The sequence below is a fragment of the Terriglobales bacterium genome, assembly GCA_035457425.1.
GTDB lineage: Bacteria > Acidobacteriota > Terriglobia > Terriglobales > Acidobacteriaceae > JACPNR01.
In genome coordinates this window covers 1-13,622 of the sequence record DATIBR010000104.1, presented here as the reverse complement: position 1 = coordinate 13,622, position 13,622 = coordinate 1, and the positions used below count along the sequence as shown (strand labels likewise).

Annotated in this window: 18 protein-coding genes; 6 read left to right on the top strand and 12 right to left on the bottom strand. The window is 65.3% G+C overall.

The genetic code is table 11. The features are described 5' to 3' along the window. A partial coding sequence (locus tag VLA96_07960) for an EamA family transporter (GenBank protein HSE49124.1) occupies positions 1-366 on the bottom strand: 366 nt, incomplete at its 3' end. A gap of 65 nt (positions 367-431) precedes the next feature. Further along, entirely contained in the window at positions 432-848 is a 417-nt protein-coding gene (locus VLA96_07955) for a hypothetical protein (GenBank protein HSE49123.1), read from the bottom strand. Between the two features lie 383 nt (positions 849-1,231). Here VLA96_07955 and VLA96_07950 point away from each other — a divergent pair, with 383 nt between their 5' ends. From VLA96_07950 to galT, 3 genes are all read left to right on the top strand, one after another. Beyond that, positions 1,232-2,584, top strand: coding sequence for an acetyl ornithine aminotransferase family protein (locus tag VLA96_07950; protein HSE49122.1), 1,353 nt, complete (start codon positions 1,232-1,234; stop codon positions 2,582-2,584). Positions 2,585-2,697: 113 nt separating this feature from the next. Next, complete coding sequence (locus VLA96_07945) at positions 2,698-3,117, top strand: YraN family protein (GenBank protein ID HSE49121.1); 420 nt, start codon at positions 2,698-2,700, stop codon at positions 3,115-3,117. 90 nt (positions 3,118-3,207) lie between these two features. Beyond that, positions 3,208-4,260 (top strand): galactose-1-phosphate uridylyltransferase, encoded by a 1,053-nt coding sequence (galT, locus tag VLA96_07940; protein HSE49120.1) that lies wholly within the window; start codon positions 3,208-3,210, stop codon positions 4,258-4,260. A gap of 104 nt (positions 4,261-4,364) precedes the next feature. Here galT and VLA96_07935 read toward each other — a convergent pair whose 3' ends face one another. The 9 genes from VLA96_07935 to VLA96_07895 all read right to left on the bottom strand — a co-directional run bounded on the left by VLA96_07935 (position 4,365) and on the right by VLA96_07895 (position 10,828). After that, a complete protein-coding gene (locus tag VLA96_07935; protein ID HSE49119.1) occupies positions 4,365-4,517 on the bottom strand; it encodes a lmo0937 family membrane protein in 153 nt (50 codons plus the stop codon). Between the two features lie 132 nt (positions 4,518-4,649). Then, positions 4,650-4,865: a Fe-S cluster assembly protein IscX gene (gene iscX / locus VLA96_07930; GenBank protein ID HSE49118.1), complete on the bottom strand. Its 216-nt coding sequence runs from the start codon at positions 4,863-4,865 to the stop codon at positions 4,650-4,652. Between the two features lie 113 nt (positions 4,866-4,978). Continuing rightward, entirely contained in the window at positions 4,979-5,395 is a 417-nt protein-coding gene (locus VLA96_07925) for a 2Fe-2S iron-sulfur cluster-binding protein (protein ID HSE49117.1), read from the bottom strand. Then, a complete protein-coding gene (gene hscA, locus VLA96_07920) occupies positions 5,396-7,327 on the bottom strand; it encodes a Fe-S protein assembly chaperone HscA (protein HSE49116.1) in 1,932 nt (643 codons plus the stop codon). 72 nt (positions 7,328-7,399) lie between these two features. After that, positions 7,400-8,128: a Fe-S protein assembly co-chaperone HscB gene (hscB, locus tag VLA96_07915; GenBank protein HSE49115.1), complete on the bottom strand. Its 729-nt coding sequence runs from the start codon at positions 8,126-8,128 to the stop codon at positions 7,400-7,402. A 61-nt stretch (positions 8,129-8,189) separates the two neighbouring features. Then, entirely contained in the window at positions 8,190-8,600 is a 411-nt protein-coding gene (locus tag VLA96_07910) for an iron-sulfur cluster assembly accessory protein (GenBank protein HSE49114.1), read from the bottom strand. A gap of 28 nt (positions 8,601-8,628) precedes the next feature. Continuing rightward, positions 8,629-9,045, bottom strand: a complete 417-nt coding sequence (gene iscU, locus VLA96_07905; protein HSE49113.1) for a Fe-S cluster assembly scaffold IscU — start codon at positions 9,043-9,045, stop codon at positions 8,629-8,631. A gap of 60 nt (positions 9,046-9,105) precedes the next feature. Continuing rightward, positions 9,106-10,368, bottom strand: coding sequence for an IscS subfamily cysteine desulfurase (locus VLA96_07900; protein HSE49112.1), 1,263 nt, complete (start codon positions 10,366-10,368; stop codon positions 9,106-9,108). Between the two features lie 13 nt (positions 10,369-10,381). Next, positions 10,382-10,828 carry an Rrf2 family transcriptional regulator gene (locus tag VLA96_07895; protein ID HSE49111.1) on the bottom strand — a complete coding sequence of 149 codons (447 nt, stop codon included), beginning with the start codon at positions 10,826-10,828 and terminating at the stop codon, positions 10,382-10,384. 285 nt (positions 10,829-11,113) lie between these two features. Between VLA96_07895 and VLA96_07890 the strand changes: the two genes are divergently transcribed. The 3 genes from VLA96_07890 to VLA96_07880 all read left to right on the top strand — a co-directional run bounded on the left by VLA96_07890 (position 11,114) and on the right by VLA96_07880 (position 13,130). Next, the gene (locus tag VLA96_07890; protein ID HSE49110.1) at positions 11,114-12,196 is read left to right on the top strand and encodes a hypothetical protein; all 1,083 of its coding nucleotides are present in this window, start codon (positions 11,114-11,116) and stop codon (positions 12,194-12,196) included. Positions 12,197-12,396: 200 nt separating this feature from the next. After that, positions 12,397-12,549, top strand: coding sequence for a hypothetical protein (locus VLA96_07885; protein ID HSE49109.1), 153 nt, complete (start codon positions 12,397-12,399; stop codon positions 12,547-12,549). Positions 12,550-12,746: 197 nt separating this feature from the next. Further along, positions 12,747-13,130, top strand: a complete 384-nt coding sequence (locus VLA96_07880) for a response regulator (GenBank protein HSE49108.1) — start codon at positions 12,747-12,749, stop codon at positions 13,128-13,130. 225 nt (positions 13,131-13,355) lie between these two features. Here VLA96_07880 and VLA96_07875 read toward each other — a convergent pair. Beyond that, a partial coding sequence (locus VLA96_07875; GenBank protein ID HSE49107.1) for a hypothetical protein occupies positions 13,356-13,622 on the bottom strand: 267 nt, incomplete at its 5' end.

The following is a 13,622-nucleotide window of genomic DNA, read 5'->3' as shown; positions in this document are numbered from 1 at the left end:
TTTCAGGATGAACGTTTCGATGACCGCCACCCAGATGGGCACGATGGCGACGATGAGCGCGGTCAGGCCGGAGGGCACGGTCTTCTCCGCCCACGCCACGCCGACGTTCCCGCCCACCAGCAGCAGCACGCCGATGATGGCGACGCGCCGGAAGTCGAGCGCCGAGAGCTTGATGGCGCGCCCGGAGACCAGGCACCACGCCAGCATGACCGCGCCGCCGATCAGGAAGCGCGTCGCGCCCATCATCGCCGGCGGGATGTGCTCCACCACGATGCGGATGGCGAGATACGTCGAGCCCCACAGCAGGTACACCAGCCCGAAGTTCAGGGCGATGAGGAACTGGTGTTTGCGTTCTTGCTCGGTCACAGGGCTCTCACAGGACTTACCGTATCAGACGGAGTCCGTGTGACCGAAGATGCAGTTTTTCGAGACTAGTTGCCGAAGCGGATGCGCACGCGCACGCCGACGCGCGCGTCGTCAATGTCGATGAGCGGGCCCACGCTGATGCGCCGCTGCGCGGGGGCGTCGTCGTCGAACGCACGCGCCAATGCCGGGACGCTGCCGGCCAGCGTCGCCACCAGCCGGTTGCGCTGGAAGGTCTTCAGCATCGGAAAGCTGCGCGCGGAGCTGCGCGGAGCCGCCGGCGGCTCGAAGCGGAATCGGCTCGGCGTCTGGAACGCGTGGAATTCGTCCGCGCGGAACGTCGTATTCGAGAACTCCGGCGCCTGCGCCGGCCCGGCCACCTGGTAGCGCCGCATCGCGTGCGGGGCGAAGTTCGGGATGTCCTGCGCGGCCGCCACGCCGCCCGCCAAAAGCACGAACATCATCAACACTTTGGAAGACTTCATACCGACGGCCTTCCTTCCCGACTCCGTGGCAGCGCCAACGATACCGTGGCGGGGCGGCGCGCGACAGATTCCGGCAGCCCCAGCCCGCCACCCGGAAGGACAAGCCCCTCCGCCGCGCCCGCCGGACATGTCCTGCGGGAAGGGGGTTACGCCGGCCGCGGCTCACATCTATAATGATGCTCAGGGTTTGCGATGACTGCTCCGCACATCTCGCCGCGTCACCTGATGGACGCCCGGCCGCGCTGCGCCATGCACGCGCTGCCCTCGCAGTCGCGCCCCAATCTCTTCGCCGGCGACTAGCCCCCGCCATCCTCCAGCAGCGTCCGCCACCGGCGGACACGTCTTCACGCGCGCACGCGCCCCAACTTTCCTGGAGAACAACCATGGCAAGCACCATGACCACGAATCCCGCCGGCCCCAAGCTCCGCACCAAGCTTCCCGGCCCGAACGCCAAGCGCATCATCGACGCCGACGACAAGTACATGTCGCCGTCGTACACCCGCAGCTACCCCTTGGTCGCCAAGCGCGGCCGCGGCGCCGTCATCGAAGACGTCGACGGCAACGAGTTCCTCGACTTCACCGCCGGCATCGCCGTCGTCTCTACCGGCCACTGCCATCCCGAGGTCGTCGCCGCCATCCAGAAGCAGGCCGCCGAGCTCATCCACATGTCCGGCACCGACTTCTACTACGAGAACATGCCGCAGCTCGCGGCGCGCCTCTCGCAGGTCGCTCCCATGCCCGGGCCGCACAAGATCTACTACGGCAATTCCGGCACCGAGGCGATGGAGTGCGCCATCAAGCTGGCCCGCTACCACACCAGGCGGCAGAACATCATCGCCTTCTACGGCGCGTTCCATGGCCGCACCATGGGCTCGCTCGCGCTCACGTCGTCGAAGGTCCAGCAGCGCCGCCGCTTCTTCCCGCTCATGCCCGGCGTGACCCACGTTCCCTTCCCGGACCTCTATCACCGGCCGGAAGGCGCCGACGCCCGGCAGTACGCGCTCGACTGCGCGCGCTTCATCGAAGAGACGCTGCTGAAGCGCACCCTCCCGCCGGAGGAAGTCGCGGCCATCGTGGTCGAGCCCTTTCAGGGTGAGGGCGGCTACCTGCCCGCGCCGCCGGAGTTCATGCAGGAACTGCGCGCCATCTGCGACCGCCATGGCATCCTGCTCGTCTGCGACGAAGTGCAGTCGGGCTGCGGCCGCACCGGCAAGTGGTGGGCGATCGAGCACACCGGCGTCGCGCCCGACATCATCACGGTCGCGAAGGGCATCGCCAGCGGCATGCCGCTCGGCGTCACCATCTCCAAGGCCGAGATCATGGACTGGGTCCCCGGCTCGCACGCTTCCACCTTCGGCGGCAACCCGGTCTGCATCGCCGCGGCGCTCGCGACCCTCGACGTCCTGGAGAAGTCGGCTATCAAGAACGCCGCCACCGTGGGCGACCACATCATGAAGCGCCTGCGCACCTGGCCGGAGAAGCATCCCATGGTCGGCGACGTCCGCGGCTACGGCCTGATGATCGGCGTCGAACTGGTGAAGGACAAGAAGACCAAGGAGCGCGCCCACGACGCGCGCGAGAAGGTCGTCGACCTCGCCTTCGAGCGCGGCGCGCTCTTCCTCGGCGCCGGCGAGAACACGCTGCGCATCGCGCCGCCGCTCATCCTGACCAAGGAACAGGCCGATGCCGGCCTCGACATCCTCGAGGAGTGCATCGGGCTCGTCGAAAAGAAGTGAACCCTTCCCGCGGATCGACGCGGATGAACGCGGATCAACAGAAATAATCCGCGTTCATCGGCGTTCATCCGCGGTATGTTTTGACAATGTCGGGACGCCTCACACGCCGCGCGTTGAAACTGCTGGATGCAGCGGCGGCTCGCCTGCTGCCCAACTCCCGGCGCGCGGCGCACCTCGTCACCGGCGGCAAGGGCGAGGAAGAGGTCTACTTCTACCTGCGGGAGCGCGGCTACGTGATGGTGGCCCGCAACTGGCGCTCGCCGCGCCGCAAGAGCGAGATCGACCTCATCGCCTGGGACGGCGATTGCCTCTGCTTCGTCGAGGTCAAGACCCGCGCCGAGAACACCCTTGTGCCCGCCGAGGTCGCGGTCGACGAAGCCAAGCGCGACGACCTGCGCCGCGTCGCCCGCGAGTACCTGAAGCGCGTCCCCGGCCGCCCCAACGTCCGCTTCGACCTCGCCACCGTCTACTACGGCCCTGAGTCCGGCTCTCCGAGCATCACCTTATTCAAGAACGCCTTCCCTCTGTCGTAGAATAAGGATTCGCGTCCCACATGCGTCCCAGCCTGCGCTGTCGACTCGCGAAGCATCGCACGATGCCATTCTCACGAGGGGTACTTCGCATTGCCTGAACTACGGAAAGATCCTGTCATCGGCCGCTGGGTCATCATCTCCACCGACCGCGCCAAGCGTCCCACCGACTTCGCCCGCGAACAGACCAAGATGAAGGGCGGCTTCTGCCCCTTCTGCTACGGCAACGAATCCAAGACGCCGCCGGAGATCATGGCCTACCGCCCCAAGCAGAACGGCGCACCCGATCCCATCCGCGACACGCCCGGCTGGAACCTGCGCGTCGTCCCCAACAAGTTCCCCGCGCTGATGATCGAGGGCGGGCTCAACCGCCAGGCCGAGGGCATGTTCGACAAGATGAACGGCGTCGGCGCCCACGAGGTCATCGTCGAGACCCCGGAACACAACTCCACCCTCGCGATGCTCACCGAGAAGCGCATCGAAGACGTGCTCTGGGCGTGGCGCGACCGTATCCTCGACCTCAAGCAGGACAAGCGCTTCAAGTACATCCTCATCTTCAAGAACCACGGCGAGGCCGCGGGCGCCTCGCTCGAGCACACCCACTGCCAGCTCATCGCCCTCCCCATCCTGCCGCGCCAGGTGGTCGAGGAGCTCGAGGGCGCCAAGCAGTACTACACCTTCAAGGAGCGCTGCATCTTCTGCGACATCATCCGGCAGGAGTCGGAATCGGGCGTGCGCATCGTGGGCGAGAACGAGGACTTCATCACGCTCGCGCCTTACGCCCCGCGCTTCCCGTTCGAGACCTGGATCATGCCCAAGCGGCACGAGTCGGCGTTCGAGAACTCCACCTCGCACCTCTACGAGAACCTGGCCAAGGCCCTCAAGAACCTGCTCGTCCGCCAGGACCGCGTGCTCGATTCGCCCGCCTACAACCTGGTGCTGCACAGCTCGCCCGTGCAGGATCCGAACAACGACTACTACCACTGGCACATCGAGGTCATGCCCAAGCTCACCAAGATGGCCGGCTTCGAGTGGGGCACCGGGTTCTACATCAACCCCACCCCGCCCGAGGAAGCTGCCAAGTTCCTGCGCGAGGCCAATATCGAGGCCCCCGCGCCCGAGAAGCCCCAGCCCGTGGCGGTGTGAGGGGCAGCGATTAGCGGTTAGCGATTAGCGAAAACAAAAGGGCCTGGCGTACGCCAGGCCCTTTGCCTTGCAGTGGCTAATCGCTAATAGCTAATTGCTGTCCCCTAGTCCACTACTCTGCGTCCGCTGACCAGGTTGAAGACCAGCGCGATGATCGCCAGGACCAGCAGGATATGCAGCCAGCCACCCAGCGTGTAGCTCCCGATCATGCCGAAAAGCCACAGCAGGAAGAGGATGATAGTGATCGTCCAAAGCATAGTAGAGACCTCCGTCTCCGAAGCAGCGTCAGGGAACAGAAGTACTAAGTGAGAAGGGTTAGGCGCGGCCGGAGGTTGTCAGAAAATGGCGCGGGGAGAAGCAGAGTACCTGAAGGTAAGTAGAATCCCGGGTTACTGGCTGTCCTGCCACTCCTCGTACCACGCCATCTGGATGGCTTCGAGCTTCCCCTCGTTGCTCATCTTCGGGTCCGCGGTGAACCCGGGCAGCTCCGTGACGTAGCGGTGCAGGTCGGTGAAGCGCACCGTCAGCGGGTCGAGGGTGGGGAACTTCTCGTGCAAGAGAATGCCGATGTCTTCCGCGTCTTCCCAGGCAAGTTCAGTCGCCATTCTGCATTCTCCTGATTGTTGACTGGTTCACTGGTTCATTGACCCATTCTGTTTCGCACCGCCAGCTTCGGTTTTCAATCAACCAGTGAACCAGTCAACAAGTCGACAATGGTTCACTCGTGCTCCTTGGCCCAGTTCTTGTTCCAGTCGGGGATCTCGACCACCACGTCCTTCTCGCCGTTCGGCACCGTCTGGCAGCCAAGCCGCGACTTCGGCGTGATGCCGGGCGCCATGTCGAGTTCGTCGAGCTCGGCGTCGGTGGCTTCGTTGCAGGTGTCGAGGCCTTCGCGAAAGATCACGTGGCAGGTGGAGCACGCGCACACGCCGCCGCAGGCGTGGTCGAGCCCGATGCCGTGGCCCTCGGAGATGTCGAGGATCGACCCCGGCAGCCCGTGGTCGCCGTACGGCACCTTCGCCGGGTCCACTTCGATCTCGCGCTTCTTCTCTCCGGTGATGAAGGTGACCTTGTACTTCTTCGTCGCCGGCGTGATCTTCGGCTCTTCGATGTATGGGTTCTTCCCGACCGCCATCTATCCCTTCTTTCCCGCTTCGGTGATCTCCGCCGGCGCGAACGGATGCGGCGCGCTCGGCCCCTCGCCCAGCTCCGTCTTGTCCATCTCTTTGCCCTTGAGCGCCGACTCCAGCGCCGTATCCATCATCAGCTCGGCCAGCGGCGTGGTCGCCACGTTCAGCGCCTCGATGCCGTCGCGAATGGCGCGGTAGTCCGAACCCTTCTGCACTTCGCGCAGCGCGGCTTCCAGCTTCGCGATCTTCTTCTTGTCGTCGCTGGTGATCTTGCCCCACCCCGCGCTCTGCTTCCCTTTTTCGAGCGCGTGGAGGATGTTGTCGGCCTCCACGCGCGCCTCGATCACCTGGCGCTGCCGGAAATCTTCCTCGGCGTTGTCGAACGAGTCGAGGATCATGGTCTCGACCTGCTCGTCGGTCAGCCCGTAGGTCGGCTTCACCTCGATCTCGGCTTCCTTGCCGCTACGCTGCTCGCGCGCCGAGACGTGCAGGATGCCGTTCGCGTCGATCAGGAACTTCACCTCGATGCGCGGCAGCCCCGCCGCCATCGGCGGGATGCCCTTCAGGTCGAACCGCGCCAGCGACCGGTTGTCCTTGGCCAGCTCGCGCTCGCCCTGCAGCACGTGGATGGCGACGTTCGTCTGCCCTTCCACTCCGGTCGTGAAGTGCTCCACCGCCGACGCCGGGATGGTCGAGTTGCGATGGATGATCTTCGCCACCACGCCGCCCAGCGCCTCGATGCCCAGCGACAACGGCGTCACGTCGAGCAGCAGCATGTCCTTCGTCGTCGCCGACCCGCCCGCCAGGATGTTCGCCTGCACCGCCGCGCCCAGCGCGACCACTTCGTCCGGATTCAGCTCGCTGTGCGGCTCGCGCCCGAACAGCTTCTTCACCAGCTCGCGCACCCGCGGGATGCGCGTCGATCCGCCCACCAGCACCGCCTCGTCGATCTGTCCCGGCTGGAGGTTCGCGTCCTTCAGCGCCTGCTTCGACGGCCCGATCGTCCGCTCGACGATGGGCGCGATCAGGTCCTCGAACTGCCCGCGCAGGATCTCGCGCGAATATCGTGTGGCGGGCGACTCGCCCGCCGGAAGCGTGACGTCGATCAGCGCCTTCGCCTGCGAGCTGAGCGTGATCTTGGCTTCGATGACCGCCTTGCGGATCGCCGCGATGGCCTCCGCGTTGCGTCGCACATCCACGCGCAGGTCGCCCGAGATGTCGTCGACCGCGATGGCGATGAGCAGGTTGTCGATGTCGTCGCCGCCCAGGTGTGTGTCGCCGTTGGTCGCGACCACTTCGAAGATGCCCTCGTGCAGCCGCAAGAGCGAGATGTCGAACGTCCCGCCCCCCAGGTCGTAGACCGCGATCGTGCCTTCCTTCTTCTTGTCGAGCCCGTAGGCGAGCGACGCCGCCGTCGGCTCGTTCACCAGCCGCAGCACCTCGAGCCCCGCGATGCGGCCGGCGTCCTTGGTCGCCTGGCGCTGTGCGTCGTTGAAATACGCCGGCACGGTGATGACCGCTTTCGTCACCGGCGCGCCGAAGTAGCGTTCCGCGTTGCGCTTGAGCTGCCGCAGGATGAATGCGGAGATCTCCGGCGGCGTGAATTCCTTGTCGCCCAGCTTGATGCGCAGCACCTCGCCGGTCTTCAGGTCGTCCGCCAGCCGGAACGGGAAGAGCTTCAGTTCGTCGCGCACGTCGTCGATGCCGCGCCCCATCAGCCGCTTCACCGAGTAGATCGCCCGCTCCGGCGTCTCGATCAGGTAGCGCCGCGCGCGGTTGCCCACCACGATCTCGCCGCGCTCGTCGAGCGCCACCACCGACGGCACCAGGTTCTGCCCGTCCTCGCCCGGGATCACCACCGGCCGGTCGCCTTCCATGTAGGCGACCAGGCTGTTGGTCGTGCCGAGATCTATTCCGACAATGCGTTCTTCTGCCATTCGTTATTGCCGATTGCCGATTTCCAATTGCCGATTGGTCCAGATTGGCAATCGGCAATTGGCAATTGGCAATCAGTCCTCCAACGCTTCGTTCACATCTCTGACTAGGTTCCGGATGTAGCTCCGCCGGTTCAGCAAGTCCACCATCTTCTGCTTCACCTCGTCGCGCTTCGCCTTGTCTTCCCGGTCGGCGGCGTCCCATTCCCGCCAGTACCCGGCTAGCTCGCGCTCCAGTTCGCCCAGCATCGCGTCGAATTTCTCCTTGTGCTCGCGAAGTTCCAGCGCCAGCTGCACGTTGCCGGCGCCGCTCTTCTTCGCCATCCGCACTTCCTCGAGCTGCATGTTCAGCTCGAAGACCTCTTCCAGCAGCTCCGGCGGCACCACCTGCTTCTTCTCCGTGCCCGCCGCCTTCGCTTCCTGCGTCGCCGCGCTCGACTGCTCCTCCAGCTTCATGCCCTCGAGCTCGAGCAGGTACTTCGTCCGCTCGATGGGATCGCGCAAAGTCCGGTAGGCGTCGTTGAGCCGCGCGCTCTTCTCCAGGCTCCACTGCCGCTCCTGGTCGCTGACGCTGGCGTACTTGTCGGGATGCAGCTGCCGGCTCAGCTTGTAGAAGTCGCGCTCCAGTTCCTTGACGTTCAGGTCGAGCTTGCGTGAGAGGCCGAAGAAGCGGAAGTAGTCCACCGGCTCGGCGGGCTGCACCTTGCCGCACGATTCGCAGAAGTGCGCCTCGACCTGATTCTTGCACGACCAGCAGCCGTGCCGCAGGCCATGACTCTTCGGGTTGGTCGCTTCCGTCGCCATCACTTTTCCGGGGTTGCCGCCGGCGACTCGCCGGCGCGCGCCGTCCGCTGCAAGGGGCGATTTACGAGAAGGACGAGCCGCAGCCGCACGACTTCTGCGCGTGCGGATTGTTGAACACGAAACCCTGTCGCATGAGCGTCTCTTCGTAATCCAGCGTCATGCCGCTGAGGTACAGAAAACTCTTGGGGTCGACGAACACGCGCACACCCTCGAACTCGAACACCTTGTCCCGCTCGCGCGCCTGCGTGTCGAACCGGATGTTGTACGAGAGGCCCGAGCAGCCGCCGCCCTGCACGCCCAGGCGCAGCCCGCCCTGCTTCGCGTCCACGCCTTCCTTCGCCATCGCCGCCCGGATGCGCTTCAGCGCTTTCTCCGTCACGTGGACCGGCTGCGGCGCCCCCGGCGCGGAACTCTCCGTGGTCTCCGGCTTCGCCGGACCGCCGATGCTCACGAGTTCTTTCGTCTCTGCCATGACTTTTCGCGGCCGGCGCCGGCGACTCCTACTTCACCTGCGCCGTCTGGACCGGCCTCTCCGCGCCCTGCTTCTTCTTCCAGTCGCCGATGGCGGCGCGGATCGCGTCCTCCGCCAGCACCGAGCAGTGGATCTTCACCGGCGGCAGCGCCAGCTCCTTCACGATGTCGGTGTTCTTGATCTCGAGCGCCTCGTCGATGGTCTTGCCCTTCACCCACTCGGTCGCGAGCGACGAGCTGGCGATGGCCGACCCGCACCCGAACGTCTTGAACTTCGCGTCTTCGATCACGTTGGTCGCCGGGTTCACCTTGATCTGCAGCTTCATCACGTCGCCGCACTCCGGCGCGCCCACCATGCCCGTGCCCACCTCGGGCGCGTTCTTGTCCATCGACCCCACGTTCCGCGGGTTCGTGTAGTGGTCCAGGACCTTGTCGCTGTATGCCATCTCGTGTGTCCCCTTTTCCTAAACGTTTTGATGTCCACCGCTCGCGCTTTGACTCACGTCTTAGTGCGTCGGGACCTGCCAGTTCACCTTGCTGATGTCGATGCCTTCCTTGGCCATCTCGTAGAGCGGCGAGAGCTCGCGCAGCTTCTTCACCACGTCCACCACCTTGGCGGCGACGTAGTCCACTTCCGCCTCGGTGTTGAAGCGGCCCAGCCCGAAGCGGATGGAGCTGTGCGCCAGGTCGTCGCCCGCGCCCAGCGCCTTGAGCACGTACGAGGGTTCCAGCGTCGCCGAAGTGCACGCCGACCCGCTCGAGACTGCCACGTCGTTGATCCCCATCAGCAGCGACTCGCCTTCCACGTACGCGAAGCTGATGTTCAGGTTGCCGGGCAGGCGGTGCTCCTGCGAGCCGTTGACGTAGACCTCGTCGAGCTCCGCCATGATCTTGTCGCGCAGCCGGTTGCGCAGGCCCGCGATCTTGCAGCTCTCCTGCGGCATGTCTTTCATCGCGATCTCGCACGCCGCGCCCAGGCCCACGATCCCCGGCACGTTCAGCGTGCCGGAGCGCATGCCGCGCTCGTGCCCGCCGCCGTCCAGGATCGCCGTCAGCTGCACGCGCGGGTTGCGGCGCCGCACGTAGAGCGCGCCCACGCCCTTCGGGCCGTACATCTTGTGCGCCGAGATCGACATGAGGTCGATGTTCTGCCGGTTCACGTCCACCGGCACCTTGCCCACCGCCTGCGTCGCGTCGCTGTGGAAGAACACGCCGCGCTCGCGGCAGAGCTTGCCGATCTCTTCCACCGGCTGGAGCACCCCGATCTCGTTGTTCGCGAACATGATCGACACCAGGATGGTCTTGTCGTCGATCGCGCGCTTCAGGTCCTCGAGGTCGATGCGCCCATCCTGCTGCACCGGCAGGTACGTGACGCGGAAGCCTTCCTTCTCCAGCCGCTTGCAGGTGTCGAGCACCGCCTTGTGCTCGGTGACCGCGGTGATGATGTGGTTGCCCTTCTCGCGGTACATGTACGCCACGCCCTTGATCGCGAGGTTGTCGCTCTCGGTCGCGCCCGAGGTGAACACGATCTCCTTCGACGTCGCCCCGATCAGCTTCGCGATCTGCTCGCGCGCCGTCTCCACGCCCTGCTCCGCCTCCCACCCGAACGGATGGTTCCGGCTCGCGGCGTTGCCGAAGCGGTTCGTCAGGTACGGCATCATCGCTTCCAGCACCCGCGGGTCGAGCGGCGTGGTCGCGTGGTTGTCCATGTAGATGGGCAGCTTCACGCCCTCCGGGGTCGTGGTCTGCGTGATCACTTTGGTGCTCATCGGTCCTGTTCTCCTAAACTTTCTCGAAACTCTTCTGCTCGAGCGCCACCAGCGCGCTGGCCGGGTCGTTCGCGCTCATGTCCCACAGCGTCAGCTTGCTCAGAACCTCTTCGATCGATTCGTTGACCTTGCGCAGCGGCTCGCGCACCGTGCACGTCGGCGTCTGGTCGCACGCGCCCTTGAAGCACGACGTGATGAACAGCGGCCCGTCGATCGCCTTGATCACGTCGAACGCCGAGATCGTCCGCGAGTCCCGCGCCAGCGCGTACCCCCCGTTCGTCCCGTGCTGCGACGCCAGCAGTTTGGCCTTCACCAGCCGCTGCAGGATCTTCGCCAGCAGCTGCGGCGGGATGCCGTACGCCTCCGCGATCTCCTTCGCGCTCGCCGACGCACCGCCGTGCTCCGCCAGGTGCTTCATCGCGATGAGCCCGTAGTCCGCTTTTTTCGTCAGCTTCAGCATGACTGCACAGACGGCCTCCACCTGGAAAGCCGACTAATTTGGTCGTATATGATTTTAGATGCCGGCAGCGGAAATAAGCAACCCCATGCAGCGAACGGAGGAAATCCGCACCTGAACGGTAACCCTTTGTGTGTGAGCAGGTTACCGGATACGACCGTTTCGGTCGTATTTTTCTGTGAGCCGCCCTTAGTCCGCACGCTCTCCGGCTTAAGGCTTACGCTCGATTGCGCTCTCCCTGGGACCCGCTAATCTCGTCTCGTGCCCCCCACTTATCTGCGGATTCTTGTGACCGCTTCGGTTGCGGCCTCGCTGGCGCTGCCGTTCGCGCACGCGGCCAGCGCGGCAGCGCCCGCCGCCGGTCCCGCCGCCGCGGATGTCCGCACCGCGCCGCGCCCCGCGCCGCGCACCACGCCGACGTATCTCATCGAAGCCGGCCTGGAGGGCGAAGTCTTCCCCGCGTTCGCGAACTACGCGTCGTTGCAGCGGCCCGACGAGCGCCGCTGGGGCACCATCGCCGTCACCATCACCAACTCCACCGACGCGCCCCTGCGCAACCGCCTGACCGTCAAAGTCCCGGGCTGGAGCGATGAAGAGATCCAGCTCGCCGAGATGCCTGCCGGCGACCGCCGCACCTACCTCTTCGCCCCTACCTTCCTGCCACGCTTCTACCAGAACCACGAGATCGCCGCCGCCACCGCGCTCGTCACCGTCACCGACATGGCCGGCCGCCAGCTCTTCACCGGCACCCAGGCCGTGCGCCTCCGCGCCGTCACCGACATGTTCTGGGGCACCGATTTCAAGTACGCGCCCTTTATCGCCTCCTGGGTCACTCCCCACGATCCCGAGGTCGAGCGGATCCTGGCCCGCGCGAAGGACTACATGCCCGGCAAGCGCCTGCCGGGCTACGAGCGCCGCAAGCCGGCCGCCGCGCAGGAGCGCTCCACCTTCCTGCAGGCGCGCGCCATCTACCTCGCGCTGCAGAGCTCCGGCCTGTCCTACGTGAAAAGCTCGATGACCTTCGGCGGCAACGCCGGCTGGAGCGAGCGCGTCCGCACCCCGCGCCTGGCTCTCTCCCAGCGCTCCGCCAACTGCATCGACGCCGCCGTCATGTACGCCTCCCTGTTCGAGAACCTCGACATGGAGCCCGTCGTGGTCGTTGTCCCCGGCCACGCCTATGTCGGCGTCCGCACCGCCCCCGGCTCCAACCGCTACCTCTATATCGAGACCGCACAGACCGCCCGCATCGGCTTCGAAGCCGCCCTGGCCGCCGCCGAGCGCGGCATCGCGCGCTACCCGCTCTCGCAGATCCGGGTCATCAAGATCCACGACGCCCGCGAGGCGGGCATCTTCCCCCTCCCCCTGCCCTAAATCCACGCTGAACCACCGCTCACGCAACTCAGCCCGGTCCCCTGACATCCTTAGTCTGGACCACGGGGTGATTTTTCTCCCTGGGACGCTTGACACGCGTCCCGCCGGGGCTAAAATACCCGCAATTTCCGGTCGTTGATCCGGATATGCACCAGCTGCAACCTCACCTACCCGCGAGCTCCACCCGCAAAGACACCCCTATGGATAAGCCCTGCGCCCACGCGCGCGTGCAGATCGTGGCTCGTCAAGAGGACTCCGAGTTCGTCGAGTGCCTCGAGTGCCGCGAGATCTTCGAAGCCAGCGAGTTCAAGGACATGGCCATCGAAGAGACTGCCGCTGACACCGACGCCTGATCGAACCCGCTCACGCTCACGCCCTCCTGCGACGCCGCTTGAGGTGTCGCTCGATTGTCGGCTGGCTCACTGGCTCATTAGCCCATTTCGGCCCGTCGGTCGCTTTTCCAATGAACCCGTGAACAATGGTTGCGCCCTGCCCGCCTGTTTGTTAACGTGCTCTCTCCCCTAGTCATCCGCTCCCCCCAAGGAGCTTTATGTCCCGGGTTGCACTCGTGGTCGACGACTCCATGCTGATACGGCACACCGTGTGCCGCTTCCTCGAGGAGCGCGGCTTTACCGTCGAATCTGCGACCAACGGCGTGCAGGCGCTCGAGCTCATGAGCGACCTCTCGCCCGACATCATCATCACCGACATGCAGATGCCCAAGATGGACGGCACCGAGCTCATCAGCCGCCTCAAGGAGAACCCCGAGACCGCCAACATCCCCATCGTCATCCTCGCCGGCAAGGCCACTGGCGCCGACAGCGCCCACGAAGCCCGCGCCGACTACATCATCTTCAAGGACATCGATATCGAGACCCAGCTCCAGAAGGCGCTGGTTTCCGCCCTCGGCGACCCCGCCGTCGCCGGCTTCTGACTTTTTCCTACATCCCTCGCCCGCCACGGCGGGCGAGGGAGCCCTATCGCCGGAATGCTCCTCCGTGAGTGTCATGCTGAGGAGCCCGCCGCGGCGGCCGACGAAGCATCTCAATGAACGAAAATGCCTGCTGAGTCCTCAGCAGGCATTCGTCTTGGAGTAGGGATCCCTCGCCCGCCGCGGCGGGCTCGGGATGTTTCTACAAACCCATTGGAGTAACCCAACCTACTTCAGCTTCGTCACCGTCACGGACAGCTCGAACTTCTTCTTGCTGCCGAGGTCGTCGCCCGACGCCAGCACCGTGGACTTCCCTAGCGTGACCACCGCCGGCGTGGCGTACTCGACGGTCCGTAGCGTCGGCGCTCCTCCATTCGCTGCTCCCGCCTGCTCAGCGACTCCCGAGATCTCGAACTTGGTCGAGAGCCATACCGTGTTGTCTTCCCGCGAGCGCACCCTGGCGTTCAGGTGCAATCCCACGTCGATATATTGCAT

What these genes read in the sequence shown, in the direction of transcription:
- VLA96_07880 (HSE49108.1), top strand. Translation starts at nt 12,747, where the DNA reads ATGTCCCGGGTTGCACTCGTGGTCGACGACTCCATGCTGATACGGCAC.
- iscX (HSE49118.1), bottom strand. Translation starts at nt 4,865, where the DNA reads ATGGCGACTGAACTTGCCTGGGAAGACGCGGAAGACATCGGCATTCTC.
- VLA96_07950 (HSE49122.1), top strand. Translation starts at nt 1,232, where the DNA reads ATGGCAAGCACCATGACCACGAATCCCGCCGGCCCCAAGCTCCGCACC.
- VLA96_07910 (HSE49114.1), bottom strand. Translation starts at nt 8,600, where the DNA reads ATGGCAGAGACGAAAGAACTCGTGAGCATCGGCGGTCCGGCGAAGCCG.
- VLA96_07900 (HSE49112.1), bottom strand. Translation starts at nt 10,368, where the DNA reads ATGAGCACCAAAGTGATCACGCAGACCACGACCCCGGAGGGCGTGAAG.
- VLA96_07935 (HSE49119.1), bottom strand. Translation starts at nt 4,517, where the DNA reads ATGCTTTGGACGATCACTATCATCCTCTTCCTGCTGTGGCTTTTCGGC.
- hscA (HSE49116.1), bottom strand. Translation starts at nt 7,327, where the DNA reads ATGGCAGAAGAACGCATTGTCGGAATAGATCTCGGCACGACCAACAGC.
- VLA96_07925 (HSE49117.1), bottom strand. Translation starts at nt 5,395, where the DNA reads ATGGCGGTCGGGAAGAACCCATACATCGAAGAGCCGAAGATCACGCCG.
- hscB (HSE49115.1), bottom strand. Translation starts at nt 8,128, where the DNA reads ATGGCGACGGAAGCGACCAACCCGAAGAGTCATGGCCTGCGGCACGGC.
- VLA96_07895 (HSE49111.1), bottom strand. Translation starts at nt 10,828, where the DNA reads ATGCTGAAGCTGACGAAAAAAGCGGACTACGGGCTCATCGCGATGAAG.
- iscU (HSE49113.1), bottom strand. Translation starts at nt 9,045, where the DNA reads ATGGCATACAGCGACAAGGTCCTGGACCACTACACGAACCCGCGGAAC.
- VLA96_07955 (HSE49123.1), bottom strand. Translation starts at nt 848, where the DNA reads ATGAAGTCTTCCAAAGTGTTGATGATGTTCGTGCTTTTGGCGGGCGGC.
- VLA96_07885 (HSE49109.1), top strand. Translation starts at nt 12,397, where the DNA reads ATGGATAAGCCCTGCGCCCACGCGCGCGTGCAGATCGTGGCTCGTCAA.